We start from the raw sequence: 26,585 nt of genomic DNA, 5'->3' as shown, positions 1-26,585 counted from the left end.
GCGACCAACGAGACCCCCGAAGGCCGCGCCAGCAACCGCCGCGTCGAAATCACGCTGCAGCATTGAGCGGGCGGCCGTCGCGCCGGCATGCCGTACCAGTGGAAGTAAGTCGTCGAGCGGTGATACCCCTGGGCGCGGAAACGTCCGGGGCGAGAGCAGGGCAGTGTCAGCGGACACTGGAGAATCTGATGTCGAGCACTGGAGATTGCTGTGGATAGTACGACAGAGTGCCGCAACCTTGACGATCTTGTCAGCGACGCGGAGCTTGGGTTGGCTCGGAAGGAGTTCTTCTTCGTTTATCAGCCCAAGCTTCGCCTTCAGACCGGATTGCTGTCCGGGTTTGAATCGTTGATACGCTGGCATCATCCGGAACATGGCGTATTGATGCCCTCGGTATTCATCGATATTGTCGAAAATTCACATCTGACACGCCGATTTACTGAATATGTCATCGCCGAGTCCGTGCGGATACTCGCTGATTGGGCGACTCGTGGATATGATGAACTGTCGCTATCCGTCAACCTGCCGGCCCATGAAGTGACACGGCCTGGAATGATAAAAAGGCTGTCCGCCATTCTTGATTCTTATGCCGTTCGGGCCGGAAATTTCCAGATCGAGCTCACGGAGTCCATCGATCCGGGCCCGATCGAGGCACTCGTCTCGGCGGTAGCGTCGATCCGGAAGATGGGGGCGAGTGTTGCAATCGACGATTTCGGAACCGGGTGCTGGTCTCTGACCAAACTACATCGCCTGGCAGTAGACACGCTCAAGCTGGATCGGTCGTTCATGCGTGACGTCGATGAACGTGCTGAATCAAGGGCGGTGGTCGAGGCGCTCGTCGAACTCGGCGCTCGCCTGGAGAAGCGCGTCGTGGTCGAGGGTGTCGAAACCGAAACCCAGTTCGAGTGGTTGAGGAAAATGCCCCGGGTTGACTGTCAGGGATACTACATCTCGGCGCCCGTTCGAGAGGAGCAGGTGGGCGGGCTGATCGAAAAATACCGGTTCTGTATCGAGTGAGAAGACGGCGCCATCCTCTGCACTCCGGATCGACGCTCGCCGCCTTCTTCGCGATGCTTGATCGAGACCGACGATGTTGCGCCGATATCTGCAGCGTACTGCGTGCCTGCACGAGATGAGGCCCGGTGCGGGCGCGATTCATCGAAGGCCTATCGAGCCGCGATTCGTGAATGATTCGGTTCGAAGTCGAGGGTAAAACAGTCCCGCGTAAATGCTTCGATATAGTCCATCATCTTGTCTGCTGCGAGTTCGGCTCCCTGTTCGTCACCGTTGGCTACCGCACGCACGATATTCGTGTGTTGCTGGCTTGCCGCCGGCAAATCGTTTAACCGCTTGTGATACATGAAGTAAAAGCGCCGGGACAAGGCATGCAACGGCGCGATTGCCTCGGAAGCGAATCGGTTTCGTGAGCACTGCGCGATAAGCTGATTGGTGGCGTACACGCTTCTCAAGTAGGCGACGATATCGTGTGATTCGCCTGCCGCGTCGAGTTTGTCCGCGATTTGGCCCAGTTCCTCGCGCTCCTCCGGCGACGCGCGGCGCGCCGCACGCTGCGCGATCAGGCGCTCGAGTTCGCGGCGCGTTTCGAGCACGAGCAACTGATCGTGAATGTTCGGGACAGTGATCATGATGCCGTGACGCGGCACGATCTGAAGGAGATGCGAGGCGGCCAATCGTTGGGCGGCCTCGCGAACCGGTGTTCTCCCGGTATTCAGCTTCTCGGCGAGAGAAGCCTCCGACCAGACGCTGCCGGGCGCGAGCTCCAGCGTCACGATGAGTTCTTCGAGTTTTTCATGAGCCTGTTCGGCAAGGGTGGTACCCGTCAGTCCGTTCATGTGTCCGAGTAGTCTTGAGAAATATTACTAACATACTAGACCGCTCGCCCCCTGTTTTCAACTTGTTGCTAAAAGGGCCGGTGCGGCAGCGTGCCCTTGCCTTGATTTTGTGCAAGCATCTTGACATCCTACTGATATGTCAGTAATATCCAATTAACATGCCTCAGGTGGCGAATGGAAATCGGGCGGGCACCGCATCGCCAGATCCGTTTTTTCGTTGATCGGGGCGTGGGGCGTCTGGATGCCGCAGATTGAGGGGCCCAGGCGCTTGGCGGTCTGTTGGCGTCTGTCAGGGAATCTGCGTCCCTGGAAGCTTTCCAGGGTCAAAGCCGATTCGGGGCAGCACCAACGGAGATGGCAGCGTATGTTCGCGATCTGATATCAGGACACTAATAACATCGGCCGATATGGCCTCTTCAATCCCGGTGAATGCGGTTTCGTTGAAATCGCATCCGGCACTCGCGAATTGACGTTGAATCATGAACGGTTTCAATCGCTCGACACATATTCGAAAAACACGGTGTTGGCGGGGTGAGTCGATTGATTCCAGGCATTTGAAATCGATTGGGTCGATGAAGGCTGGGGGTGTTATGAGTATCTTGTTGGTGGAAGGGGATCCGGGGCAGGCGTCAGCATTTCAACAAGCGCTGCGAGGATCAAATCGTGAAATTTCGCTGGCTTGCGATAGTGCGCGTGCCGTTCAGTTCCTGAGACAGAAGGCCGTGGAGCTGGTGGTGCTCGACTGGCGCATTCCGGATGCCAATGGCTTGAACCTGTTGCACTGGATTCGCGCCCATCTCGGTGACGAGCCCATCGTGCTGTTTTTGGCTGCGAGAACACTCGAGGCGGATATCGCCGCCGCACTGGACGCCGGGGCCGACGAGTACATCGGCAAGCCTTTTCGCGAGATCGAACTGGTGGCCCGGGTCAATGCATTGCTGCGTCGAAATGGCCGGAATAAAAAATCCGACAGCAGAATCGAGGTTGGGGCATACGTGCTGAATCCGCTTTTGCGCACGATAACCCTGCACGGCAAAGTCGTCGACCTGACCGCCAAGGAATATGCGCTGGCATGCTGCCTGTTCGGCAATCTCGGCAACGTGGTCTCTCGGGATTCATTGTCGACGCTGGCGTGGGGGCGAACGCTGGATGGATCGTCACGCAGCCTCGACACGCACATCTATCGGCTTCGGCAAAAATTGGCGCTTCGACCCGAAAACGGAATGCAATTGAACGCCGTATATACGCACGGCTATCGTCTCGACATGATCGACGAGCATTTGATGGCGGACAATTGCGCCGTTCCCGGCCAGTTTGCGCAGCGTGCGATTTCCGGCAGCAGTGCGGCCGGCCTGCTTTAGAAAAAACAGATGACGAGCGCAACAGCCACCGTCGCGACGACGGTGGCTGGCGTTCGCGGGCGCAGCACGTTTGACGTTGATGCGCCGGAAGTCATGAAGAGGGTGGGCGCGCAGCCCTCGTACGGCACGGCATTTCAGGCATGCTGCCAATGGTTGGCGTTTGTGGCGGGTTGCTCCTCGCCCGGCAGCCCGTCGGCTCCGCAACGGATGGATGGCTACCCATTCCCGCGAATGGACGACCGGTAGCGGCGAGCTTTCATGCGTCGGTCGCGAGGCGCAAGGGCGACAAACTGCTCCGATCCTGGCACGACGCCATCGTGACCGGCTGCCTGCGCCGTGAGCGCGATTATGTTACCGACCCTCATTTATTCGAGCCTGGTTTGCCCGGGGTGTCCGGGAATCCCCTGAGTGTGGCTGCCCAGGCCGCATGGCCGCGGCGACGGGTCGCGCACGCGACGCCCGGTATCCTTCCGGTCTGGCCGTTGCCGAACCGAATTATTTCTAAGTTGTTGTTTTTCCTGACTCTTTCATGCCGTGTCAAGGCTTGTCCCCCGCGCGCAAGGTTCGGGGTCGAGCGTCCCCTGGCGCCCTGAAAATTCCTCCGCTTCCCCCTTCTTGAATTTGTCAAAACCCGTCCATATAATTAGCACTCGCTGCACGAGAGTGCTAACAATTCTCTGCCGGGCGATAAGCCGGGCAGATTCCCTAAGCGTTCTTCAATCTCAGTCAAGAGAGGAGTGAATATGAACCTTCGTCCTTTGCACGATCGCGTGATCGTCAAGCGCCTGGATCAGGAAACCAAGACCGCCTCGGGCATCGTGATCCCCGACGCCGCTGCTGAAAAGCCGGACCAGGGCGAAGTCCTGGCCATCGGCCCGGGCAAGCGTGACGACAAGGGCGCACCGATCGCACTCGACGTGAAGGTCGGCGATCGCGTCCTGTTCGGCAAGTACGCTGGCCAGACCGTCAAGGTCGACGGCCAGGAACTGCTGGTCATGCGCGAAGAAGACATCATGGCCGTGGTCAACGCCAAGTAAGCGTCCTCCGACGGTACATATTCCCAAGAATTCAAGGAGTTAGAAGATGGCAGCTAAAGACGTCGTATTCGGCGATTCCGCCCGTTCGAAGATGGTCGAAGGCGTGAACATTCTCGCCAACGCAGTCAAGGTCACGCTGGGTCCGAAGGGCCGCAACGTGGTGCTCGAGCGCAGCTTCGGCGGCCCGACGGTCACCAAGGACGGTGTGTCGGTCGCGAAGGAAATCGAGCTGAAGGACAAGCTCCAGAACATGGGCGCGCAAATGGTCAAGGAAGTGGCTTCCAAGACCAGCGACAACGCAGGCGACGGCACGACGACGGCAACCGTCCTCGCGCAATCGATCGTTCGCGAAGGCATGAAGTACGTCGCATCGGGCATGAACCCGATGGACCTGAAGCGCGGCATCGACAAGGCAGTCGCAGCGGCTGTCGAAGAGCTGAAGAAGATCAGCAAGCCGTGCACGACGAACAAGGAAATCGCACAGGTCGGCTCGATCTCGGCGAACAGCGATTCGTCGATCGGCGATCGTATCGCTGAAGCGATGGACAAGGTCGGCAAGGAAGGCGTGATCACCGTCGAAGACGGCAAGTCGCTGGCTGACGAACTCGACGTCGTCGAAGGCATGCAATTCGACCGCGGCTACCTGTCGCCGTACTTCATCAACAACCCGGACAAGCAAGTTGCCGTCCTCGACAACCCGTTCGTGCTGCTGCACGACAAGAAGGTGTCGAACATCCGTGATCTGCTGCCGGTGCTCGAGCAAGTCGCGAAGGCTGGCCGTCCGCTGCTGATCATCGCTGAAGACGTCGAAGGCGAAGCGCTCGCGACGCTGGTCGTGAACAACATCCGCGGCATCCTGAAGACCGTTGCGGTCAAGGCGCCGGGCTTCGGCGATCGTCGCAAGGCGATGCTGGAAGACATCGCGATCCTGACCGGCGGTCAGGTCGTCGCGGAAGAAACCGGCCTGACGCTCGAAAAGGCAACGCTGGCAGAACTGGGCCAGGCGAAGCGCATCGAAGTGGGCAAGGAAAACACGACGATCATCGACGGCGCAGGCGAAGCCGTGAACATCGAAGCACGCGTGAAGCAAGTGCGCGCGCAAATCGAAGAAGCGACGTCGGACTACGACCGTGAAAAGCTGCAAGAGCGCGTGGCCAAGCTGGCCGGCGGCGTGGCAGTGATCAAGGTCGGCGCTGCGACCGAAGTCGAAATGAAGGAAAAGAAGGCACGTGTCGAAGACGCACTGCACGCAACGCGCGCAGCTGTTGAAGAAGGCATCGTGGCAGGCGGTGGCGTTGCGCTGATCCGCGCTCGCACCGCGATCGCAGGCCTGACCGGCCTGAACGCCGACCAGAACGCCGGCATCAAGATCGTGCTGCGCGCAATGGAAGAGCCGCTGCGCCAGATCGTCACGAACGGCGGCGAAGAAGCCAGCGTCGTGGTGGCGGCAGTTGCTGCAGGCAAGGGCAACTACGGCTACAACGCAGCAACGGGCGAGTACGTCGACATGGTCGAAGCCGGCGTCGTCGACCCGACCAAGGTCACGCGCACCGCACTACAGAACGCAGCTTCGGTTGCAGGCCTGCTGCTGACGACGGACGCAGCTGTTGCTGAACTGCCGAAGGAAGATGCACCGATGCCGGGCGGCATGCCGGGCGGCATGGGCGGCATGGGCATGGACATGTAATCGACTTCGGTCGAAGGTGTCCGGAGCGCGCAGCAATGTGCGTTCCAGCCAAAAGAAAAGACCCGCAGCGATGCGGGTCTTTTTTTATGTGTGCGCCGGGCGATCGGAATCAGAACCCCGGCAGGTAGCACGAAGCATCGTCGTCTTCATCGTGAAGACCGTAACTGCACGCGAATGGGTCGTGCCAGCCGTTGTTGCGGCCGTTGTAGAGATAGGCCGTGGCGCCATTCGATGTCCATGTCAGTGACGCGGTGCCGCTGGAATAAACGCGCCACCTCGCCGAGCTGCCGTCCGGGAACGATACGGTGCCGCTCGAATTGCAGGGCGAGTAGTAATCTTGGGCCACAAACTTGCCGTCAATCGGCGCCGCCCTGGAAAAGAATCGCTTCAGTTGGTCGACGGTTGGCGTGAAAGTCCTGCAGGCGTCCCTGGTCAGCGGATCGTCCAGGGTCGATGTCTGGCCGGATTGCTCGACTATCACGGTGCTTACCCCTCTCGCCTGGCTGACGGCGATCGGGGCGCACAACGCAACGGCGAAGACACATCGCGCTAGATCCATGGCGTCACTCCCACCGTGCGGTACTTGCTTCGGTCGCGTTCTTGCGCCCGACTTCCGGGTGCCGATAGACCTCTCTCATCTCGACTTTCAGCGTCTCGGACAATTCACGAACCAGCCATTGGAGCGATGCATTTTGTTCGGTTGTGACGCTTTCGTAGACAGGTTCCGCGTTTTTTTCGTCGGGATAGTACATGCCGACAAGCTCGATTCCGATTGCGTCCGAGTTGGATGGATAGCGGTCCGGAAACGCCTTACGAGATTCGTGACGATGGGCTGCGGCGGGGCCGGTATTCAGTGCTGCCTCTACCCGAGCGCGTAGTAAGTGACTGGTCGGCGGACCAATCCCACGCCAATACTTCGATCTCGTCTGGATGAGAGGCGTCTCGAGATTCGCCCCTGATGCCGGTCAGTTTCAGGAAAATGTCCTGCGCCATCGCCTACTCCTTTGCATCGGTCACATTGAATGAAATGAAACCTAGCATTGCGTGTGGCGCTCAATCTATTGGACCAGTTCGATTTTCGGCGAGCCTGGACGCTGAAATGTACGACGTTAATTCATCGGTCAGCCGAGACTCGATACGAGTCGGGCAGGCACGAACGCGGATTCGGCAGCGGCGACTGAATGGGCGGGATTTTGCAGGCCGAGGGATCGGCTCCCGGGCTACGCGGGGCGGAAAACCGGAGATTGGGACGGACGCGCCGAGCCGGCGGTCGTGCGTGCATCAGCGTCGATTTGTCGATGCGGGATGTGTACTGCCTGGACGACAAGAGGGGCGGCCGGCGTTCGAGTACTCAAGCGCCGGCCGCCCCAGGTGACTCAATGCCGGTGCGACGTCCGCGGCGCCGGGTCGGCCTTCACTGCCGGCGGCGTGTCCGAGTCCTCGTTGCTGCGCGCCCAGAAGAACCGGTCGGGCAGGTAGGCGCCCATGCCGGGCCGGAACGCGTCGCGCACGGCCTGGTACAGGTACTCCTGCGCCTCGCGAACCGCTTCGGGCGGCTCCTGGCCGTTCGCGAGCAGGGCCGCGATGGCCGCGCCCAGCGTGTCGGTGATGCCCATCAGCCGGTGCGGCGAGCGGTCCCACATGTCTTCGCGGAGCTGGCCTTCCTCGCCGTACAGCGTGTTGACGAGCCGGTGCGACCCCGTTTCGGACGACAGGATGTACTCGCAGCCCTGCGACAGCAGGTGCGAGACGGCCGCGTCGAGGTTCGGCGCCTCGGCGTCGCCGTCCGGCTGCGCGAGCGCGATCAGCGTGGCGTGGTCGGCCACCAGCAGCGTGGTTTGCGGCGCCAGCAGGTCGGCGATCGATTCGCGCAGGTCGTCGGCTGCCAGCACGTGCTCGTCGTCGAGCGTGAAATCCGGTGCGAGCACGAGCGGCACGCCGTCGTAGTCGGCGACGACCTCGGCGATTGCGCTGACGACTTCCGCGCGCGTCGCCGCGCCGATCTTGAACGCGGCAACCGGCATGTCTTCGAGCAGCATGCGCGCCTGGGCCGCGACGACGTCGGGATCGAGGCCGGTCACTTCGTCGCAGGCGGCCGAGTCGCGCACGGTGTAGCCCGTCAGGACGGACACGCCGTGACAGCCCATGCTCGCCAGGGTCATCAGATCGGCTTGGAGGCCGGAGCCGCCGGTGGGATCGGACAGGCCGAAGGTGAGGACGATCGGAGGGGCGTTGCTGGACATGTGGAAATGGGGCAAGAGAAAAACGGAAACGCGACGGAGATGCGGACGGCGAGGCGAAATGGGCATTTTCGGCCCTGTGTTGCCCGGCAGGCCGCACTTTTCAGTCATTATGCGGCGGAATCCGGCCCGGACGACGGATTTTTTAGCGCAGCGCAACGTAGTTGTCGTACTCCAGCGCGATTGCTAGGCAGTCCGGCCCCGACACGGTACCATCATGGCTCCCGAATTTACCGACTTTCCCGACGCGGCTTAAGATGGAATACAAGAGCTGGATGTGCCTGATTTGTGGCTGGATTTACGACGAAGAAGCCGGGCTGCCGGAAGAGGGCATTGCCCCGGGCACGCGCTGGGAAGACGTCCCGATCAACTGGACGTGTCCTGAATGCGGCGCCCGCAAGGAAGACTTCGAGATGGTCCAGATCTGACCGGATCCTTGGCCCACGGACACTCCGCTCAGGCCTCGCGGCCACCCGGCGCCCGCGCGCCGAGGTTCGCGCGAGCGACTTGACGATGACAGGCGCGCGTGTCCATGAGGCCCGAACCGGCGAACGTTCCCCACCCTGACGCACTGCCCAATCCACGCGGCGGGGCCGTGCCTGCGGCCGACGCCTGGCTTGCGGCGGCTGCCGACGCCTTCGAGCGGCGCGACGACGCGGCCGCGCCGCTGTCCGCGGCGGCTGCCGTGCTGGCGGAAGCCGGCTGGTTGCCGGCCGCGCGGTTCGCGGGGCAGTTGTCGTCTGCCGCGCCGCTCGTCGTCGACGAGCCGGCTTCGGCCGACTGGCGCGCCGCGCTGCGCGATTTCCGGGCGGCCGTCGGGCGCCACAATCTGCGCGAGCTCGCCTGCTCGCCCGTTCTCTTCGAACATTTTCGCGCGTTGCGTGCGCAAAGCGCCGCCGACCTGCATGCGGCCGCGCCGTTCGATGCGCTCGCGCTCGTCGGCCGCGCGGTGCCGCCCGCCACGCTGCGCGCATTGCCCGACGCGTTCGCGACCCGGATTCGCGCCCGCTACGAGCAGGCGCTGCTCGGCGTGCTGCGTGCGGAGCCCGGCGCGTCCGGCGCGGCGTTCGACGAACTCGACGCGATGCTGGCCGCACTCACCGACGACGGCCCCTACGATTTCTGGCGGCTCGCGAGCGCGTGCGCACGGGCGCTGCGCGCAAGCGGCGCGCCCGAGCTGAAGCGCTTTCTGGCCCGGACGAACCTGCTGCTCGGCGAGCACGCGCAGGGCCGGCGCAGTGCGCCGCCCGAGCTCGTGCGTGAAACGGTGGCGCTGCTGTGGCGCGATTTCGCGCTGTTCGGCGCGGCGGCCGAGGATGTCACGTTCGTCGACGTACTGCACGACTACGGACTGACGGTCGACTGGCACGTTGCCGGCACGCCGGCGTCCGAAGCGCTGTGGGAGGCCGACGCCGCGCGGGCCGAGCACGACGCGCTCGCCGTCGCGCCGACCCGCGGGCTCGGCGTCGTGACGGTCAACGCGCATGCCTATGAGGATTTCCTGCAGACGGCCGATGCGTCGATGGCCGATCTCGCGGCCGACCCGGCCAGGGCCGACGCGGGCGCGGCGTGGCGTGCGTCCGGCGCCGCCTACCGGGTCGGAACGGCGGCGTGCGCGCTCGGGCTCGGCCACGCGGCGCTGCTGGCCGACACGCTGGGCCTGGCGTGGCGGCGTGCGGCGCACGGCGTGCCGTTCGCCGACGGCGGTCTGGACGCGCACGGCCATGCGTCCGACATGTTGCGTGCGGCGCTGCTGAAGATTGCGGCCGGCGTCGCGCCGCCGGATCTCACCGCGGCGTCCGGGGTGCTCGGCGCGGCGCTCGGCCGGGCCTGACCGACACGGGGCCGGACACCCGGCGGCGCCCCTTGCCGCACGGGCTCGCAACACGCTGCCGACAGCGCCCGCGCGCGTGTTAGAGTGCCGTGTGATCCGTGCGCGCCGTTGCCAGCGTGGTGCGGCGTTGCTTGTTGATCGCGGCCCGGTCAGGTCGCGGCGTCTTTGCTAAAATTCAAACCATGTCAAAGCCTTCCGATCGCATCAATCTCACCAACCAGTTCCTGATCGCCATGCCGAACATGGCCGATCCGACGTTCTCGGGAACGGTGGTCTATCTTTGCGATCACAGCGAGCGCGGTGCGCTCGGCCTCGTCATCAATCGTCCCACCGACATCGACCTCGAGTCGCTGTTCAACCGCATCGACCTGAAGCTCGACATCGAGCCGCTGCTGCACATTCCGGTGTACTTCGGCGGCCCGGTGCAGACCGAGCGCGGCTTCGTGCTGCACGAGCCGGTCGAGGGCGCGAGCTACAACTCGTCGATGTCCGTCGACGGCGGGCTGGAGATGACGACGTCGAAGGACGTGCTCGAGGCGGTCGCGACGGGTACCGGCCCGAAGCGTTTCCTGCTGACGCTCGGCCATGCGGGCTGGGGAGCGGGGCAGCTCGAGGAAGAAATTTCCCGCAACGGCTGGCTGACCGTGGCGGCCGATCCGCGCATCGTGTTCGACACGCCGGCGGAGGAGCGCTTCGAAGCCGCGCTCGGCCTGCTCGGCGTCAGCTCGTCGATGCTGTCCGGCGAAGCAGGGCACGCATGAGCGGCGCGAGCGCGCGCGATGCGACGCTCCTGGCGTTCGACTACGGCGAAAAACGGATCGGCGTCGCGATCGGCAATGCGCTGACGCGTTCGGCCCGCGCGCTCGTCGTGATCCAGAACCTGAACCGCGAACACCGCTTCAAGGCGGTCGGCGACCTGCTGGCCGAATGGCGGCCCGACGCGCTCGTCGTCGGCCTGCCGATGCATCCGGACGGCACGCCGCACGACATGACGCAGCAGGCGAAGCGCTTCGGCAACCAGCTGAACGGCCGTTTCGGCCTGCCCGTCACGTGGGTCGACGAGCGCTATTCGTCGGTCGAGGCCGAGGCCGGGCTGCGCGAGCGCAACGTGCGCGGCCGTGAGCGGGCCGGGATGCTCGATGCCGAGGCCGCGCGCGTCATCCTTCAACAGTATCTCGATCAATTGTCCGACCATGAGCACCATTGACGCCGAGGCGCTTTACCGCGTCCTGCTCGACCAGATTCGCGCCGCGTACGGCACGGCGTTCGCCGAACCCGGCGGCCCGCGGCTCGCCGGCATTCACAGCGGCGGCGCCTGGCTCGCCGGGCGCCTGGCGAACGATCTCGGCGCGCCGGCGTTCGGCGTCGTGAACGTCGCGCTGCATCGCGACGACTACGCGAAGAAGGGGCTTCACAGCCAGGCCAGCCCGACGTCGCTGCCGTTCGAGGTCGACGGTGCGCGCATCGTGCTCGTCGACGACGTGCTGTACACCGGGCGCACCGTGCGCGCGGCGCTCAACGAGCTGTTCGACTACGGCCGTCCGGCCGCGGTCGAGCTCGCGGTGCTCGCCGATCGCGGCGGCCGCGAGCTGCCGGTCGCCGCGCGCTTCGCGGGCGGCGCGCTCGACGTGCCGGCCGACGCGACTCTCGTGCTCGCACGCGACGATGCGCAGTTCACGCTGCGCGTCGAGGCGCACGGCGCCTGAACGGCGCGCGAACCGTATCCCGGGCCGCCGGTTTGCACCGCGGCCCGTTTGCATAGTTGGAATCACGCACACCATGACCACCGACACCACTGGCCGCACCGGCAATCCCGCTGCGGCCGCGAGCCCCGACCGGTTCCGCTACGGCTTCCTGAAGGGCAACCCGCAGCTCACGAAAAACGGCGAGTTGAAGCACCTGCTGTCGATCGAGGGCCTGCCGCGCTCGATCGTCAACCATATCCTCGATACGGCCGAGCAGTTCGTCAGCGTGACGGACCGCGAAGTGAAGAAGGTGCCGCTGCTGCGCGGCAAGTCCGTGTTCAACCTGTTCTTCGAGAACTCGACGCGCACCCGCACGACCTTCGAGATCGCCGCGACGCGCCTGTCGGCCGACGTGCTGAACCTGAACATCAACGCGTCGTCGACGAGCAAGGGCGAATCGCTGCTCGACACGATCAACAACCTGTCGGCGATGCATGCCGACCTGTTCGTCGTGCGTCACGCGTCGAGCGGCGCGCCGTACCTGATCGCCGAGCACTGTGCGCCGCACGTGCATGTGATCAACGCCGGCGACGGCCGCCATGCGCACCCGACGCAGGGCCTGCTCGACATGTACACGATCCGTCACTACAAGCGCGACTTCACGAAGCTGCGCGTGGCGATCGTCGGCGACATCCTGCATTCGCGCGTCGCGCGCTCCGACATCCACGCGCTCACCACGCTCGGCGTGCCGGAAGTGCGCGCGATCGGCCCGCGTACGCTGCTGCCGGGCGGTCTCGAGCAGATGGGCGTGAAGGTGTTCCACAACCTCGACGAAGGGCTGAAGGGCGTCGACGTGATCATCATGCTGCGCCTGCAGAACGAGCGGATGAGCGGCGCGCTGCTGCCGTCGGCGCAGGAATACTTCAAGACCTGGGGCCTGACGCCCGAGCGCCTCGCGCTCGCCGCGCCCGACGCGATCGTGATGCACCCGGGCCCGATGAACCGCGGCGTCGAGATCGACTCGCAGGTCGCCGACGGCCCGCAGTCGGTGATCCTCAACCAGGTCACGTTCGGCATCGCCGTGCGGATGGCGGTGATGGGCATCGTCGCCGGCAACAGCGACTGAGCCCGCTTTCGCGCCTCCTTATTCACGCAATCAACGCATTCACAGACAGCGCATGAAGATTCATATCAAAGGCGGCACGCTGATCGACCCGGTCGCCGGCACCGAGCGGCAGGCCGACGTATTCGTCGCGGCCGGCAAGATCGCCGCGATTGCCGACGCTGGCACGGCCGCGCCGGCCGATTTCGGCGCCGAGAAGACCCTCGATGCAGCGGGCCTGATCGTCGCGCCCGGCCTGGTCGACCTGTGCGCGCGGCTGCGCGAGCCCGGCTACGAACACAAGGCGACGCTCGCGTCCGAGATGGCTGCGGCCGTCGCGGGCGGCGTCACGACCCTCGTGTGCCCGCCGGACACCGATCCCGTGCTCGACGAGCCGGGCCTCGTCGAGATGCTCAAGTTCCGCGCGGGCAACCTGCACCAGGCGAACGTGCATCCGCTCGGCGCGCTGACGGTCGGACTCAAGGGCGAAGTGATCACCGAGATGGTCGCGCTGACCGAGTCGGGCTGCGTCGGCTTCACGCACGCCAACGTGCCGGTGCGCGACACGCAGGTGCTGCTGCGCGCGTTGCAGTACGCGAGCACCTACGGCTACACCACGTGGCTGCGTCCGCAGGATGCGTTCATCGGCCGCGGCGGCGTTGCCGCGAGCGGTGCGCTTGCGTCGCGGCTCGGGCTGTCCGGCGTGCCGGTCGCGGCCGAGACGATCGCGCTGCACACGATCTTCGAACTGATGCGCGTGACGGGCGCGCGCGTGCACCTCGCGCGGCTGTCGTCGGCGGCCGGCCTCGCGCTCGTGCGCGCGGCGAAGGCCGAAGGGCTGCCCGTGACCTGCGACGTCGGCGTGAACCACCTGCACCTGATCGACGTCGACATCGGTTACTTCGATTCGCAGTTCCGGCTCGATCCGCCGCTGCGCAGCGAGCGCGATCGCGAAGCGATCCGCGTGGCGCTCGCCGACGGCACGATCGACGCGATCTGCTCCGACCATACGCCGGTCGACGACGACGAGAAGCTGCTGCCGTTCGGCGAAGCGACGCCGGGCGCGACCGGGCTCGAACTGCTGCTGTCGCTGACGCTCAAATGGGCGGAGGAGACGCGCACGCCGCTCGCGCAGGCGCTGCGCCGCATCACGTCCGCGCCCGCCGATGTGCTGCAGTTGCCGGCCGGCCGCCTGAGCGAAGGCGGCGTGGCCGATCTGTGCGTGTTCGATCCGCGCGCCCACTGGCGCGTCGAGCCGGGTGCGTTGAAGAGCCAGGGGCACAACTCGCCGTTCCTCGGCTACGAACTGCCCGCCTCCGTGCGCGCGACGCTCGTTGCCGGGCGGATCGCGTTCGAGCGCCACTGAACCACGCCGGACCCTCGCCATGATCGCCCTTCGCAAGCTGCGTCTCGTCTTTCACCTGTTGCGCGGCATGGTGATCGTCGCGCTGCGTTTTTCGCACGTCACGCCCGTGCGGCGTAACGAGATGACGCGCCGCTGGTCGCTCAAGCTGTTGCGAATCTGCGGGATGCGCCTCGTCGTCCATAACGACGGCGCGCGGCTCGACGCGAGTGCGCTCGTGGTCGGCAATCACGTGTCCTGGCTCGACATCTATACGGTCTACGCGTGGCGGCCGACGCCGTTCGTGTCGAAGGCCGAGGTGCGGCAATGGCCGGTCGTCGGCTGGCTTGCCGAAAAGCTCGACACCGTGTTCCTGCAGCGCGAGAAGCGCACCGAGGCGATGCGGGTCATGCACGAGATGGCCGAGCGCCTGCGCAACGGCGGGCTGATGTGCGTGTTTCCGGAAGGCACGACGACCGACGGGCAGGAACTGCTGCCGTTCCATGCGAACCTGTTCCAGGCCGCGGTATCGGCCGGCTGCGCGGTGCAGCCGATCTGCCTGATGTACGAGGACGCGCAGGGGCGGCAGTCGGTCGCGCCGGCCTACACCGGCGAACTGGCGCTGGGCAAGTCGCTCGACATGGTGTTGCGCGGTGGCCCGATCGTCGCGCATCTCTACGTGTGCGAACCGATCGCGCCGGGCGGCGACCGGCGGGCGACGTCCGCCGCGGCGCGCGACGCGATCGCGGCTGCGCTCGCCACGCTGCAGGCAGGCGTCGGCAAGCCGTCGGCCGAGTCGCTCGCGGAACTGGCGAAGCATGCATATCCGGCGACCGAACTCGGCGCCGGCGAGGGCCGCGACGCGGCAGCCGACGCGCCGGTGACGGGGCGCGAGGGCTGACACGCCGCTTGCGGTCACGCGAAACGGCGCGTCGTCACTCGCCGCCCGGCGAGCGGCATGCTTCGCATTGCACCTGCGTGACCGTGCGCTGCGCCGGATCGGCCGTGAGCCGCACGGCCGACAGCCGGTTGCCCCACACACATCCCGAATCGAGCGCGACGACGTTGTCGCGCAGCATCAGGCCGAGTGCGGCCCAGTGCCCGAACACGACCGTGACGTCTTCCGTGCGTCGCCCCGGTACGTCGAACCACGGCAGGTAGCCCGGCGGCGCGCTGTCGGGGCCGCCGTTCGCCTTGAATTCCATCGTGCCGTCGGGCGTGCAGAAGCGCAGCCGCGTGAATGCGTTGAACGCAACGCGCATCCGGTCGCGTTTCTTCAGGTCCGGGCTCCACTGGTACGGCTCGTTGCCGTACAGTTTCTGCAGCGTGTCGCGCCAGTCGGGCGCGCGCAGCGCGCGCTGGAGTTCGTCCGCGAGTTCGAGCACGAGCGTGGCGTCCCATTGCGGCAGCACGCCTGCATGCACGAGCAGCATCCCGTGCTCCGCGTGCACGAACGGCCGGTGGCGGACCCAGTCGAGCAGTGCGTCGGCGTCCGGTGCGTCGAGGATCTCGCCGATGGTGTCGCCCGGGCGTTCGGTGCGCAGTCCGGCGGAAACCGCGAGCAGGTGGAGGTCGTGATTGCCGAGCACGACGGTCGCGCGCGGGCCGAGGTCGACGAGCGCGCGCAGCGCGGCGAGCGAGTCGGGGCCGCGGTTGACGACGTCGCCGGCGATCCACAGCGGCGTGTCGGCGGGGGCTGAAAGCGTGTCGATCAGTGACTGGAAAGCGGAGTGACAGCCCTGGATGTCGCCGATGGCGATGGGGGATGGGAGCATGAGGGTCGGATCGTGACGGGTCTGGGTGAACGGACAACAGGATAAATGCATGTGCGGTGCAGTGGCCGTTTCACATTGCGCGGCCTGTCTGGCATACGATTAGCCGAGGCTCAACGGCCCCGGGGCGCGGTATCGGGGTGTCGGCAGGATGGGGCTGGCGTCGGCCGGATTCCTGTAATCGGTACGCTCGCTCCGAAATTAGCATTTCGAGCCTTTGCCGGCCATGGCGACCGGTTAAAATTCCGGGCCTGACAGGCCGAGACCTGGCCACCGTGATATGGCAAGAAGTGCGGCGGGTGCCTGCGAGGCACGCCGCACGTTACGAGAGGACGCCTCATGATCCTGGTTACCGGCGGCGCGGGTTTTATCGGTGCCAATTTTGTACTCGACTGGCTGGGCGGGTCCGACGAGGCCGTGCTCAACGTCGACAAACTGACCTACGCGGGCAACCTGCGCACGCTGGCGCCGTTGGACGGGAACCCGGACCATGTGTTCGCGCGTGTTGATATCTGCGATCGCGCAGCGCTCGATGCGCTGTTTGCCGAACACAAGCCGCGTGCGGTGATCCACTTCGCGGCCGAAAGCCATGTCGACCGATCGATCCACGGGCCGGCCGATTTCGTGCAGACCAACGTCGTGGGCACGTTTACGCTGCTCGAGGCGGCCCGTACCCACTGGAACGGCCTGAGCGACGCCGCCAGGGCGGCGTTCCGCTTCCTGCACGTGTCGACCGACGAAGTGTTCGGATCGCTGTCGGCGACTGACCCGCAGTTCTCGGAGGCGACGCCTTACGCGCCGAACAGCCCTTATTCGGCGACGAAGGCCGGCTCGGATCATCTGGTGCGCGCGTATCACCATACTTACGGCCTGCCGACGCTCACGACGAACTGCTCGAACAACTACGGTCCGTACCAGTTCCCGGAGAAACTGATTCCGCTGATGATCGCGAATGCGCTCGCAGGCAAGCCGCTGCCGGTCTACGGCGATGGCCAGAACGTGCGCGACTGGCTGTACGTCGGCGACCATTGCAGCGCGATCCGCGAAGTGCTCGCGCGCGGCGCGCCGGGCGAGACATTCAACATCGGCGGCTGGAACGAGAAGAAGAACCTCGACGTCGTGCATACGCTGTGCGATCTGCTCGACACCGCGCGGCCGAAGGCGACGGGTTCGTATCGGGATCTGATCGCGTACGTGACCGACCGCCCGGGCCACGACCGCCGCTACGCGATCGATGCGCGCAAGCTCGAGCGCGAACTCGGCTGGAAGCCCGCCGAGACGTTCGAGACGGGGCTTGCGAAGACCGTGCGCTGGTATCTCGACAATCAGGCATGGGTGGACGAGGTTGCATCCGGCGAATATCGCAAGTGGGTCGAAACGAATTACGCGCAACGCACGTGAGGGTCTGATCGATGACACGCAAAGGCATCATTCTCGCCGGCGGCTCGGGCACGCGGCTGTATCCGATTACGCATGTCGTATCGAAGCAGCTCCTGCCGGTTTACGACAAACCGATGATTTACTACCCGCTGTCGACGCTGATGGTGGCCGGCATCCGGGACGTCCTGATCATCTCGACGCCGCACGATACGCCACGCTTCGAAGCGATGCTGGGTGACGGCAGTCAATGGGGGATGAATATCCGGTTCGCGGTGCAGCCGTCCCCGGACGGGCTCGCGCAGGCCTTCATCATCGGCAAGGCGTTCGTCGGCAACGATCCGTCGGCCCTGATCCTCGGCGACAACATCTTCTACGGACACGATCTAGCGAAACAGCTCGAACGGGCCGACGGGAAAGCGACGGGCGCCACGGTGTTCGCCTACCACGTTCAGGATCCCGAGCGTTATGGCGTCGTCGAGTTCGACCGCGACTTCCGCGCGCTGTCGATCGAGGAGAAGCCGGCCAGGCCGCGCTCGAACTATGCGGTGACCGGGCTGTACTTTTACGACAATCGCGTATGCGATATCGCGGCCGACATCAAGCCGTCACCGCGCGGCGAACTCGAGATCACCGACGTGAATTCGCGTTATCTCGCCGATGGTGCACTCGACGTCGAGATCATGGGGCGCGGATACGCGTGGCTCGACACGGGTACGCACGACTCGCTGATCGATGCGGCGATGTTCATCGCGACATTGCAGAAGCGCCAGGGCCTCGTCGTGGCATGCCCGGAAGAGATCGCCTATCGCAAGAAGTGGATCGACGCCGAGCAACTGGGCAAGCTTGCCGCACCGCTGTCGAAAAACAGCTACGGGCGATATCTCCAACACATTCTTTCCGATCAGGTCGCATGGCAATCCAGGTAACGGCATTGCCGGAAGTCAAGATCATCGAGCCGAAAGTGTTCGGCGACGCGCGCGGCTATTTCTACGAGAGCTTCAATGCGCAGGCGTTCGCCGAACAGGTCGAGCCGGGCGTCGAGTTCGTGCAGGACAATCACTCGCGCTCGGCGCGCGGCGTGTTGCGCGGGCTGCACTATCAGATCCAGCATGCGCAGGGGAAGCTGGTGCGGGTGGTCGAAGGCGAGGTGTTCGATGTCGCGGTCGACGTGCGCCGCAGCTCGACAAACTTCGGCAAATGGGTCGGCGTGACGCTGTCTGCCGACAATCATCGGCAGCTCTGGGTGCCGCCCGGTTTCGCGCACGGCTTCCTCGTGCTGTCGGAGGCGGCGCAGTTCCTCTACAAGACGACCGACTACTGGTTTCCCGAGCACGAGCGCAGCATCGTCTGGAACGATCCGGATATCGGCATCGTATGGCCGTTCGACGGCGAGCCGGTGCTCGCCGCGAAAGACGCGGCGGGCCGGCGGCTTGCCGATGCGGAGGTCTATGCGTAAGCAGGCCGGGGGCCGTTGCCGCGCCGGCAGCCGGCTCGACCGTCGAACCGGGCCGCGTGCAGGCGACGGGGCATCAACCAATCCTGAATGCCATGAATGATTCGTTTCACGAAACACAGCCGATTCTCGTGACCGGTGCAAATGGGCAGGTCGGCTTCGAGCTGACGCGATCGCTGCAAGGCCTGGCGCCGGTTGTCGCGCTGGACCGGCGGCGGCTGGATCTTGCCGATCCCGATCGGATCCGCGCCATCGTGCGAGATCTCGGTCCGGCCGTCATCGTCAATGCGGCGGCCTATACGGCGGTCGATCGTGCAGAAAGCGACGAAACGGCGGCGCAACGGATCAACGGAGACGCGCCTGGCGTACTGGCCGAGGAGGCCGTGCGCGCCGGTGCGCTGCTGGTTCACTATTCGACCGATTATGTATTCGACGGAAGCGGCGACCGGCCGTTTCGCGAGGACGACGCGACCGGGCCGCTGAATGTCTATGGCCGCACGAAGCTCGCGGGCGAGCAGGCAATCGCGGCTGTCGGAGGCGATCACCTGATATTTCGCACGAGTTGGGTATACGGCACTACGGGGAAGAATTTTCTCGGGACGATGCTCAGGCTGGGGCGCGAGCGCGATGAATTGAGCGTTGTCGCGGACCAGGTCGGCGCGCCGACCTGGAGCGGTACGATTGCCGCGCTGACCGGCCATGTCCTGGCCCGGTATTGCGCCGACCGCGGCGGCAGGCGCGATTGGTGGCGCAAGCATGCCGGCGTCTACCACCTGACGAATGGCGGCGAAACATCGTGGCATGGCTTTGCCGAGGCCATTTTCGCCCGCGCAGGGATGGAGCGCGTCGTCGTGCACCCGATCACGAGCGATCAATACCCGACACCGGCGGCGCGGCCTCACAATTCACGGCTGTCGGGCGACAAGTTGTCCAGTGTATTCGGGTTGCGTGCGCCTTCCTGGGAGGACGCGCTCGCGCGCTGCTTGAGCGATCCCGGATTCGCGTAACCGGCGGCCGACGGACGAGCGCGCCGCGTTGCGTGCAGGTGTGCGGGACGTGGCGGCAGACCGGTGCATTGCCGGTATCGGTTGAAACGGGGCACTATCATGCGGATAACATAGTATGTTCACCTGCAACAATCTGTAACAGGTTTGCTCATCTATAATGCCGGGTTGCCGAGTCGGGCCCGGCCCGATTGCCCAGGTGATGACGGCATAATCGTTATTGCACGCGGGTGCGTCCGGGTTTTCCCGGCGAGCATGTCCGGAAGGGGCTGGCCGTCTTGTCCGGCCCGGTTGGCAGCGGTGCGGGCAACTTTTACAAATTGATAATATTTCGCGACCCACCTTCAGTACCATCCTGCAGTTGCTGTGACCTGGCGAGGTCATCCCGAGCGGATTCGCATGACAGGTGGTGGCAGTAAGGTGCAAACAGCGAAACCACAATCTGCTCAATGACTCGATCTTCGTCGCCCAGCTATCTGCTATCGATTTCCGTTGTCGCGTATCGACCGGAACCGGTGCTGCTCGAGCGTACGCTGTCGACCCTGCTCGAGGCGCTGCACGCGTTGCGCAAGGCGCCGCAACCGGTGAATTGCGAACGGCTGGCGCGGTTCTATCTCGTCGATAACGGCGACACCGATGTTCCGCAGGCGTGGCGCGACCGGCTGGAGCAGGCCGGCGTCGACTTCGAAGTGCTGCGTGGTCACGGCAACGTCGGCTACGGCCGCGGCCACAATCTCGCCATCGAGCGCAGCGACAGCGTTTTTCATCTCGTCCTGAACCCGGACGTGCTGTGTCAGCCTGATACGCTGGCGGCCGCGAGCGAATTGATGGCTGCGTATCCGGAGATCGGCCTGGTCGTTCCCGAGGTTCGCGATCAGGACGGGTCGATCCAGTACCTGTGCCGCCGCTATCCGAAAGTCCTGGATCTGCTGTTGCGCGGATTTGCGCCGCAGTCGATCCGCCGCCTGTTCAAAGGGCGTCTGGAGCGCTACGAAATGCGCGAAGAGTGCGCGACGGCGCAAGACGTCTGGGGACCCGCCATCGTGAGCGGTTGCTTCATGTTTTATCGAAGCAGCGTCCTGCGGAAACTGGCCGGCTTCGACCCGCGTTATTTTCTCTACTTCGAGGATTACGACCTCAGCCTCCGTACGGCCGAGGTGGCGCGGATCGTCTATTCTCCGCGTGTCCGGATCGTGCACTTCGGCGGCGGGGCAGCCAGGAAAGGCTGGCTGCATATCCGGCTGTTCGTTGCGTCGGCGATCCGGTTCTACAACCGTTTTGGCTGGCGGTGGATCTGATGCGCATCCTTGTTTCCGGTGCGAACGGGTTTGTCGGGCGCGCGGTATGCGCCGCGGCGGTGGCGCGCGGTCACGATGTGACCGCACTCGTCCGCCGCGCGGGCCTCGGCATTCCCGGTGTGCGTGAATGGGTGTCGCCCGAGCCCGATTTCATCTCGGTCGGCGATGCCTGGGCCGTGGGCGAGATCGACGCCGTCGTGCATACGGCGGCGCGTGTACATCAGTTCGGGCGCCACGAGGCACAACGTCTCGATGAGTATCGCCGCACCAACGTCGAGGGGACGTTGCGGCTGGCCGAGGCGGCCTATCGGCACGGCTGCCGCCGGTTCGTGAGCATGAGCAGCGTGAAGGCGCTGGCCGAGCAGGACCCCGGTCGGCCTTTGCGCGAGAGCGACACCCCCCGGCCGCTCGATGCGTACGGCATCTCGAAGCGCGAGACCGAGGAGGCGCTGGCGACGCTCGCCGCGCGCTATGGGCGGCAGGGCGTGTCCGTGCGCTGTCCGCTCGTCTACGGTCCGGGCGTCGCCGGCAACTTCGAACGTCTCATGTCAGCCGTCGCGCGCCGTATGCCGCTACCGCTCGGGCGGGCGTCCGCACCGCGTAGCCTCGTATTCGTCGGCAACCTCGCCGATGCGTTGCTGGCGCTGGCGGAGCACGCGGGCGAGTGCCAGTCCGTCTATCACGTCGCGGATCGCGAAACGCTGACCGTGCGCGAACTGATCGAGGCGCTGGGGCGCCATCTCGGGCAGCCTGCGCGGCTGCTCGACATTCCCGTGGGGCTGCTGCAACTGGCGGCGCGCGTGACCGGGCGGACCGAGACGGTGCGCCGGCTTGTCGATCCGCTGCGGCTGGATACCGGCGCGATCCGGCAGGATCTCGGCTGGCAGCCGCCGTTCAGTTGTGAAGAGGGCCTGGCACAAACCGCCAGAGCGAGTCGTGAATCTCGCGAGGAGCGTCGCTGAACATGCGGGATCTTCCTTCAATCGTCGTGGCCGTGGTACTGGCTGCGCTCGTGTGCATGGCGGTGCTGGCCGGGCTGCTGAAGACCCGGCTTGCATGGCGGCTCGCGATCGACACGCCCAACTGGCGGTCACTTCACACGATACCGGTGCCGCGCGTGGGCGGCTGGGGGGTCGTGCCCGCGGCCGTCGCGGTGTCGCTGGTGGTCGGCGCCGGTTCGCGGATCGGCTATGCGCTGGCAGGCATGGTCGTGTTGGCGGTACTCTCGTTCATCGACGATCGGCGCGGACTGCGGGCCGGTATCCGGTTTGCCGTCCACTTCATCGTTGCCGGGCTGTTCGTCTGGTCGCTCAAGACCGGCGATGGCCTGTGGGTGGCGATCGCGCTGGGCGTGGCGACCGTCTGGATGACCAATCTGTACAACTTCATGGACGGTCTCGACGGCCTGGCGGGCGGCATGGCGTTGTTCGGGTTTGCCGCATACGCATGGGCGGCCGCCGGCCACGCATCGGAACTGGCCGTGGTTGCGGCCGCGCTTGCCGGCGGCGCACTGGGGTTCCTCGTATTCAATTTTCATCCGGCGAAGATCTTTCTCGGCGATGTCGGTTCGATTCCGTTGGGCTTCATGGCCGGCGCGCTCGGCTTGTACGGCTGGCGCAACGACGTCTGGCCGCTGTGGTATCCGGCGATTGTCTTTTCGCCGTTCATTGCGGATGCGTCGCTGACGCTTGCCAAGCGCGCGATCCGGAAGGAAAAGATCTGGGAGGCGCACCGTGAACATTACTATCAGCGCCTCGTCCGCATGGGCATGGGACATCGTCCGATTGCCGCGGTCTGGTACGGACTGATGGCGGCGGCGGCGCTGCTGGGCAACGGAATGCTGCGATTGCCGGCGTTCGCTCAGTACGCGATCGTGGTGGTGTGGTATCTCGGGTTGCTCGTCGCGTGCTTCAGGCTGGATGCGGCATGGAAGCGCTTCGAGCGCCAGGAACCTGCCTGAGGTGAAAACGGTTTGCCGTTTCGACGAGACCCTGCGTCGAGCGGCCGATGAAAGCGTGCGGTCGCATCGGCAGGTCGCGACGCGGATGCAAGGGTAAATCAAGGCTGGACAACGGATACGTATGACTCAAATCGATTACCGAAGGAACGAGCTGTTCGACACGGTCAAGGCGCCGCAACTGTGGGGGCTGCTCGCGTGGTACGACATCAAGCAGCGCTACCGCCGTTCGGTGCTGGGCCCGTTCTGGATGACGCTGAGCACCGGGATCATGATCGCGACGCTGGGTGCAGTCTGGTCGCTGATTTTCAACATGCAGATCCATGAGTATCTGCCGTTTTACGCGGCAGGGCAGGTGATATGGTCGTTTTACGCCGCACAAATCAATGAGGCCTGTACAGGGTTCATCCAGTTCGAGGGGTTGATGAAGCAGACGCGTCTGCCTTTGCCGTCCTTCATCCTGCGGCTCGTGATCCGGAACCTGATCATCTTTGCGCACAACTTCCTGGTGGTTGCGGTCGTCATCACGTTCGTTGGACCGGGCTGGTCACCGACGGCACTCATGGCCATTCCCGGATTGCTGGTCGCATCGGTTGCAATCTTCTTCATTTCCCTTTGCGTTGCAATTCCCTGCACGCGTTTTCGCGATCTGCAACCCGTCGTGCAGAATTTGACCATGATCGGTTTCTACGTGACGCCAATTCTGTGGCAGCCGAAAACGCTCGGCGTGAAGTTTGCGTGGCTTGTCGAACTGAATCCGGCGACGCATCTGCTGAACATCGTGCGCGGGCCGCTGCTCGGTCAGATGCCGTCGTTCGCATCGTGGTTGTGGGTTGCCTGCATCATCGTGGTGACAGCAGTCATCGCGTCCCTCCTGCTGTCACGGTACCGCCACCGTGTCGCATATTGGCTTTGATCATGAGTGGAAGAATGGATTCCGTACATATTCGCGCCGAGAAGATCACTGTCGAATTCCCGATCTTCAATGCGTCGCATCGATCGTTGAAAAAGACGATGTTGCGGGCGACGACGGGCGGTCGGGTGGCGCACGACGCTGGCAAGCACGTTGTCGTGCGCGCAGTCAGTGAGGCATCGTTTCAATTCAATCCGGGGGATCGTGTCGCACTGGTTGGACATAACGGGGCGGGCAAGACAACGTTGCTTCGCGTGCTGTCCGGTGTGTATGCGCCGATAGCGGGGAAGCTCGATGTGCAGGGGCGTATCGGTTCGTTGCTCGACATGTCTCTGGGCATGGATCCGGAGGCGACGGGCTATGAAAATATCTTTCTCCGCGGCGTGGTGATGGGCCTCCGACCAAGGGAAATCGAGGAGAAAATCGACGAGATCGCCGAGTTCAGCGAATTGGGCGACTATCTGAATATGCCGACGCGGACATACTCGAGCGGGATGGCATTGAGACTTGCGTTCGCGGTATCCACGGCCGTTCATCCAGACATTCTCTTGATGGACGAATGGCTGTCGGTCGGCGACGAGTCGTTCAACAAGAAGGCATCGAATCGTCTGAACTCGCTGGTCGAGCGCTCGTCGATCCTCGTGATGGCATCCCATTCGCCCGATCTTGTGCGGAAAGTCTGCAACCGCAAAATCATTCTCGAAAAGGGGACTTTGACGGAGGTGCCCGTGGATCAGCCGAACGCGCCGGCTCATCCATAAGCTGAATCCAGGTGCCCGTAAGCGTTCCAATTTTCGTATGTAATCGATATGTCTGATACCACAAGCCCCGTGCATATTTATGTATGCCACCACAAGCCCGGCCCGAGCTTTACTGACGGCTGCTTCCTGCCGATCCAGGTCGGAGCAGAGCAGGCGTCAGTTGATCTCGGCACGCTGCGCGACGATACCGGCGATCACATCTCCGCGAAGAACAAGACATTTTGCGAACTCACGGCTCTTTACTGGGCCTGGAAGAACGACACCGATGCAAAGTGGATCGGGCTGATGCATTATCGCCGCCTGCTCGATTTCACCGGCGCGCACCATACGACTGACGCGCACGGTTGCGTGAACTACGACGTACTCGACGATGCGACGATCCACGCGCTCGGACTCACGGAAGAAGCCGTTACCGCAGTCGTCGAATCGAAACCCGGCCTGCTTGCCGTGTTGCCCGAGAAATGGAGCGTACGCAATGCCGGCAGCCGGAGCCTGCACAGCCATTATGTGAGCGCGGATCATCACTTCGGGAAGGATCTCGATGTGCTGCGCGATGTGATCGGGGCGTTGTATCCGTCCGATGTCAAACAATACGATGAAGTGATGCGGGGGCACGATGGCTATTTCACGAACATCTTCGTGTTGCGTCGTGATGTGTTCGACGAGTATTGCACATGGCTCTTCGCAATCCTGTTCGAAGTGGAGCGCCGGCTCGATCTGACCAATTACTCCGTCGCGGCCCGACGCGTGTTCGGCTATATGTCGGAACGACTCTTCAACGTATTCGCACATCGCAAGTTCGCTTCGGCCGAAACCTATGTCGAACTCGAGCGCGTATTCGTGAAGGATCAGAAACCGCCATATCGCGCGCCGAACTTGCTCGAAGGCGAAGTCGTCAGCATCGTCACGGCATCGGACGGGAACTTCGTTCCGCACCTGGCGGCTTTCATGGCATCGGTTCAGGACAATCTGGCGGTCGGCAAGCAACTCGACCTGATCGTGCTCGACGGCGGCATTCCGGCGGAGCAGCGCGGATTGCTTCAGCGGCAGTTCCGGGATAGTGGGCCGGGGCGCCTGACTTTCGTGGCATGTGTCGAGTTGTTCTCCGACATTCCGGTTCACGCGCATTTTTCCGCTGCGACATTCTATCGGCTCAGCCTCGGTGAGCTGCTGGCGAATCACGATCGCGTTGTCTACGTCGACGCCGATACCATCGTCCTCGATGACTTGTCGACGCTGTACGACATGGACATGGAGGGCAACGCTGCGGCGGCGGTGCCCGACGTCATTATGCGAAGCTTCGCTGCGACGGGCGTGCCGGCCATGAAGGAAGCGGGCGGTGCGCGCGCCGGCGATTATTTGCGCAATTGGCTCGGGATGGGCGATCACGGAGATGACTATTTCCAGGCCGGCTTGATCGTCATCGACCTGCAACGCTTCCGTGAAATGAATATCCGTGACAAGGCATATCAGGATCTTATTTCGAAGCGTTACTGGTTTCTCGATCAGGATGTGCTGAATCGCCATCTGGTCGGGCAGGTGAAGTTCCTCGACCTTGGCTGGAACGTCGTCAATGTGTCGATGGACGTGATCTCCGGCTTGACAAGCAATCTGGCGACCAAGGTGCGGGAGGTTTTTTCCGCACCGAAAATGGTCCACTACGCAGGATTCGAGGCGAAACCGTGGAATAACGCGGCTGCGCCGCTTGCTCATTTTTACTGGTACTACCTGCGCAAGACATTCTGGTACGAGGCTGTCATCGAGCGTCGCCCGCTTTCCGCGCCGACGCTGGATGCCGGGTTGCGCCGTGGGCCGATGTACCGCGGCGCGCGCGCGCTCTGGCGACGCCTGCCGAATCGGCTTCAGCGCCAACTTTTCTGGGTGCGCGACTTGATGATGTGAGCCG

Annotated in this window: 27 protein-coding genes and 1 pseudogene; 22 read left to right on the top strand and 6 right to left on the bottom strand. The window is 64.0% G+C overall.

The annotated features are described in order from the left end of the window. The first annotated feature begins 210 nt into the window (after positions 1 to 210). Complete coding sequence (locus tag GQ56_RS0133340; protein WP_052007384.1) at positions 211 to 1,017, top strand: EAL domain-containing protein; 807 nt, start codon at positions 211 to 213, stop codon at positions 1,015 to 1,017. A 149-nt stretch (positions 1,018 to 1,166) separates the two neighbouring features. Here GQ56_RS0133340 and GQ56_RS0133335 read toward each other — a convergent pair whose 3' ends face one another. Next, a complete protein-coding gene (locus GQ56_RS0133335; protein ID WP_052001535.1) occupies positions 1,167 to 1,853 on the bottom strand; it encodes a GntR family transcriptional regulator in 687 nt (228 codons plus the stop codon). 590 nt (positions 1,854 to 2,443) lie between these two features. On the opposite strand from GQ56_RS0133335, the gene GQ56_RS0133330 reads away from it, so the two are divergent. The 3 genes from GQ56_RS0133330 to groL all read left to right on the top strand — a co-directional run bounded on the left by GQ56_RS0133330 (position 2,444) and on the right by groL (position 5,938). Beyond that, complete coding sequence (locus GQ56_RS0133330; protein WP_031402779.1) at positions 2,444 to 3,214, top strand: response regulator transcription factor; 771 nt, start codon at positions 2,444 to 2,446, stop codon at positions 3,212 to 3,214. A 743-nt stretch (positions 3,215 to 3,957) separates the two neighbouring features. Beyond that, on the top strand, positions 3,958 to 4,251 hold the full coding sequence (groES, locus tag GQ56_RS0133325; RefSeq protein ID WP_004186661.1) for a co-chaperone GroES: 294 nt from the start codon (positions 3,958 to 3,960) through the stop codon (positions 4,249 to 4,251). A gap of 46 nt (positions 4,252 to 4,297) precedes the next feature. Next, complete coding sequence (gene groL / locus GQ56_RS0133320) at positions 4,298 to 5,938, top strand: chaperonin GroEL (protein ID WP_031402778.1); 1,641 nt, start codon at positions 4,298 to 4,300, stop codon at positions 5,936 to 5,938. 109 nt (positions 5,939 to 6,047) lie between these two features. On the opposite strand, the gene GQ56_RS0133315 is transcribed toward groL, so the two are convergent. From GQ56_RS0133315 to GQ56_RS0133305, 4 genes and pseudogenes are all read right to left on the bottom strand, one after another. Then, positions 6,048 to 6,497 carry a hypothetical protein gene (locus tag GQ56_RS0133315; protein WP_152601936.1) on the bottom strand — a complete coding sequence of 150 codons (450 nt, stop codon included), beginning with the start codon at positions 6,495 to 6,497 and terminating at the stop codon, positions 6,048 to 6,050. A gap of 4 nt (positions 6,498 to 6,501) precedes the next feature. Beyond that, positions 6,502 to 6,690, bottom strand: coding sequence for a hypothetical protein (locus GQ56_RS47290; protein WP_407638617.1), 189 nt, complete (start codon positions 6,688 to 6,690; stop codon positions 6,502 to 6,504). A gap of 106 nt (positions 6,691 to 6,796) precedes the next feature. After that, positions 6,797 to 6,931 (bottom strand): annotated as a pseudogene (locus GQ56_RS46960) (type VI secretion system tube protein Hcp); the annotation flags it as partial. A 383-nt stretch (positions 6,932 to 7,314) separates the two neighbouring features. Next, positions 7,315 to 8,181 carry a hydroxymethylpyrimidine/phosphomethylpyrimidine kinase gene (locus GQ56_RS0133305; protein WP_031402775.1) on the bottom strand — a complete coding sequence of 289 codons (867 nt, stop codon included), beginning with the start codon at positions 8,179 to 8,181 and terminating at the stop codon, positions 7,315 to 7,317. 254 nt (positions 8,182 to 8,435) lie between these two features. Here GQ56_RS0133305 and GQ56_RS0133300 point away from each other — a divergent pair, with 254 nt between their 5' ends. The 8 genes from GQ56_RS0133300 to GQ56_RS0133265 all read left to right on the top strand — a co-directional run bounded on the left by GQ56_RS0133300 (position 8,436) and on the right by GQ56_RS0133265 (position 15,042). After that, positions 8,436 to 8,606 carry a rubredoxin gene (locus GQ56_RS0133300; RefSeq protein WP_004186709.1) on the top strand — a complete coding sequence of 57 codons (171 nt, stop codon included), beginning with the start codon at positions 8,436 to 8,438 and terminating at the stop codon, positions 8,604 to 8,606. Between the two features lie 104 nt (positions 8,607 to 8,710). After that, positions 8,711 to 10,012 (top strand): hypothetical protein, encoded by a 1,302-nt coding sequence (locus GQ56_RS0133295; protein WP_031402774.1) that lies wholly within the window; start codon positions 8,711 to 8,713, stop codon positions 10,010 to 10,012. A gap of 182 nt (positions 10,013 to 10,194) precedes the next feature. Continuing rightward, positions 10,195 to 10,773 (top strand): YqgE/AlgH family protein, encoded by a 579-nt coding sequence (locus tag GQ56_RS0133290; protein ID WP_006491354.1) that lies wholly within the window; start codon positions 10,195 to 10,197, stop codon positions 10,771 to 10,773. Then, on the top strand, positions 10,770 to 11,219 hold the full coding sequence (gene ruvX / locus GQ56_RS0133285) for a Holliday junction resolvase RuvX (RefSeq protein ID WP_031402773.1): 450 nt from the start codon (positions 10,770 to 10,772) through the stop codon (positions 11,217 to 11,219). The genes GQ56_RS0133290 and ruvX overlap by 4 nt, the downstream gene beginning before the upstream one ends. Then, positions 11,206 to 11,718 carry a bifunctional pyr operon transcriptional regulator/uracil phosphoribosyltransferase PyrR gene (gene pyrR, locus GQ56_RS0133280; protein ID WP_031402772.1) on the top strand — a complete coding sequence of 171 codons (513 nt, stop codon included), beginning with the start codon at positions 11,206 to 11,208 and terminating at the stop codon, positions 11,716 to 11,718. Before ruvX ends, pyrR begins: the two co-directional genes overlap by 14 nt. A gap of 73 nt (positions 11,719 to 11,791) precedes the next feature. Beyond that, positions 11,792 to 12,823, top strand: a complete 1,032-nt coding sequence (locus tag GQ56_RS0133275) for an aspartate carbamoyltransferase catalytic subunit (RefSeq protein WP_006476735.1) — start codon at positions 11,792 to 11,794, stop codon at positions 12,821 to 12,823. A gap of 52 nt (positions 12,824 to 12,875) precedes the next feature. Then, the gene (locus tag GQ56_RS0133270) at positions 12,876 to 14,165 is read left to right on the top strand and encodes a dihydroorotase (protein ID WP_031402771.1); all 1,290 of its coding nucleotides are present in this window, start codon (positions 12,876 to 12,878) and stop codon (positions 14,163 to 14,165) included. A 19-nt stretch (positions 14,166 to 14,184) separates the two neighbouring features. Beyond that, on the top strand, positions 14,185 to 15,042 hold the full coding sequence (locus GQ56_RS0133265) for a lysophospholipid acyltransferase family protein (RefSeq protein WP_031402770.1): 858 nt from the start codon (positions 14,185 to 14,187) through the stop codon (positions 15,040 to 15,042). A 34-nt stretch (positions 15,043 to 15,076) separates the two neighbouring features. Here GQ56_RS0133265 and GQ56_RS0133260 read toward each other — a convergent pair whose 3' ends face one another. Further along, positions 15,077 to 15,916: a symmetrical bis(5'-nucleosyl)-tetraphosphatase gene (locus GQ56_RS0133260; protein WP_031402769.1), complete on the bottom strand. Its 840-nt coding sequence runs from the start codon at positions 15,914 to 15,916 to the stop codon at positions 15,077 to 15,079. A gap of 336 nt (positions 15,917 to 16,252) precedes the next feature. On the opposite strand from GQ56_RS0133260, the gene rfbB reads away from it, so the two are divergent. The 10 genes from rfbB to GQ56_RS0133210 all read left to right on the top strand — a co-directional run bounded on the left by rfbB (position 16,253) and on the right by GQ56_RS0133210 (position 26,581). Next, positions 16,253 to 17,314 (top strand): dTDP-glucose 4,6-dehydratase, encoded by a 1,062-nt coding sequence (gene rfbB, locus GQ56_RS0133255; protein WP_031402768.1) that lies wholly within the window; start codon positions 16,253 to 16,255, stop codon positions 17,312 to 17,314. An 11-nt stretch (positions 17,315 to 17,325) separates the two neighbouring features. After that, complete coding sequence (gene rfbA / locus GQ56_RS0133250) at positions 17,326 to 18,219, top strand: glucose-1-phosphate thymidylyltransferase RfbA (protein ID WP_031402767.1); 894 nt, start codon at positions 17,326 to 17,328, stop codon at positions 18,217 to 18,219. Then, positions 18,204 to 18,749 (top strand): dTDP-4-dehydrorhamnose 3,5-epimerase, encoded by a 546-nt coding sequence (rfbC, locus tag GQ56_RS0133245; protein WP_031402766.1) that lies wholly within the window; start codon positions 18,204 to 18,206, stop codon positions 18,747 to 18,749. Before rfbA ends, rfbC begins: the two co-directional genes overlap by 16 nt. A 92-nt stretch (positions 18,750 to 18,841) precedes the next feature. After that, entirely contained in the window at positions 18,842 to 19,753 is a 912-nt protein-coding gene (gene rfbD / locus GQ56_RS0133240; protein ID WP_031402765.1) for a dTDP-4-dehydrorhamnose reductase, read from the top strand. Positions 19,754 to 20,199: 446 nt separating this feature from the next. Further along, positions 20,200 to 21,048: a glycosyltransferase gene (locus GQ56_RS0133235; protein ID WP_031402764.1), complete on the top strand. Its 849-nt coding sequence runs from the start codon at positions 20,200 to 20,202 to the stop codon at positions 21,046 to 21,048. Further along, positions 21,045 to 22,010 (top strand): NAD-dependent epimerase/dehydratase family protein, encoded by a 966-nt coding sequence (locus tag GQ56_RS0133230; RefSeq protein ID WP_031402763.1) that lies wholly within the window; start codon positions 21,045 to 21,047, stop codon positions 22,008 to 22,010. The genes GQ56_RS0133235 and GQ56_RS0133230 overlap by 4 nt, the downstream gene beginning before the upstream one ends. A gap of 2 nt (positions 22,011 to 22,012) precedes the next feature. Further along, the gene (locus GQ56_RS0133225; protein WP_031402762.1) at positions 22,013 to 23,008 is read left to right on the top strand and encodes an MraY family glycosyltransferase; all 996 of its coding nucleotides are present in this window, start codon (positions 22,013 to 22,015) and stop codon (positions 23,006 to 23,008) included. 121 nt (positions 23,009 to 23,129) lie between these two features. Further along, a complete protein-coding gene (locus GQ56_RS0133220) occupies positions 23,130 to 23,921 on the top strand; it encodes an ABC transporter permease (protein WP_031402761.1) in 792 nt (263 codons plus the stop codon). Between the two features lie 14 nt (positions 23,922 to 23,935). Further along, positions 23,936 to 24,679, top strand: coding sequence for an ABC transporter ATP-binding protein (locus GQ56_RS0133215; RefSeq protein ID WP_031402760.1), 744 nt, complete (start codon positions 23,936 to 23,938; stop codon positions 24,677 to 24,679). 48 nt (positions 24,680 to 24,727) lie between these two features. After that, positions 24,728 to 26,581: a DUF4422 domain-containing protein gene (locus GQ56_RS0133210; protein WP_034199861.1), complete on the top strand. Its 1,854-nt coding sequence runs from the start codon at positions 24,728 to 24,730 to the stop codon at positions 26,579 to 26,581. Positions 26,582 to 26,585: the final 4 nt, after the last annotated feature.

This window comes from Burkholderia paludis, from assembly GCF_000732615.1.
GTDB lineage: Bacteria > Pseudomonadota > Gammaproteobacteria > Burkholderiales > Burkholderiaceae > Burkholderia > Burkholderia paludis.
Note: the sequence above shows the minus strand (reverse complement) of the source record. Positions and strands in the feature narration are given on the sequence as shown.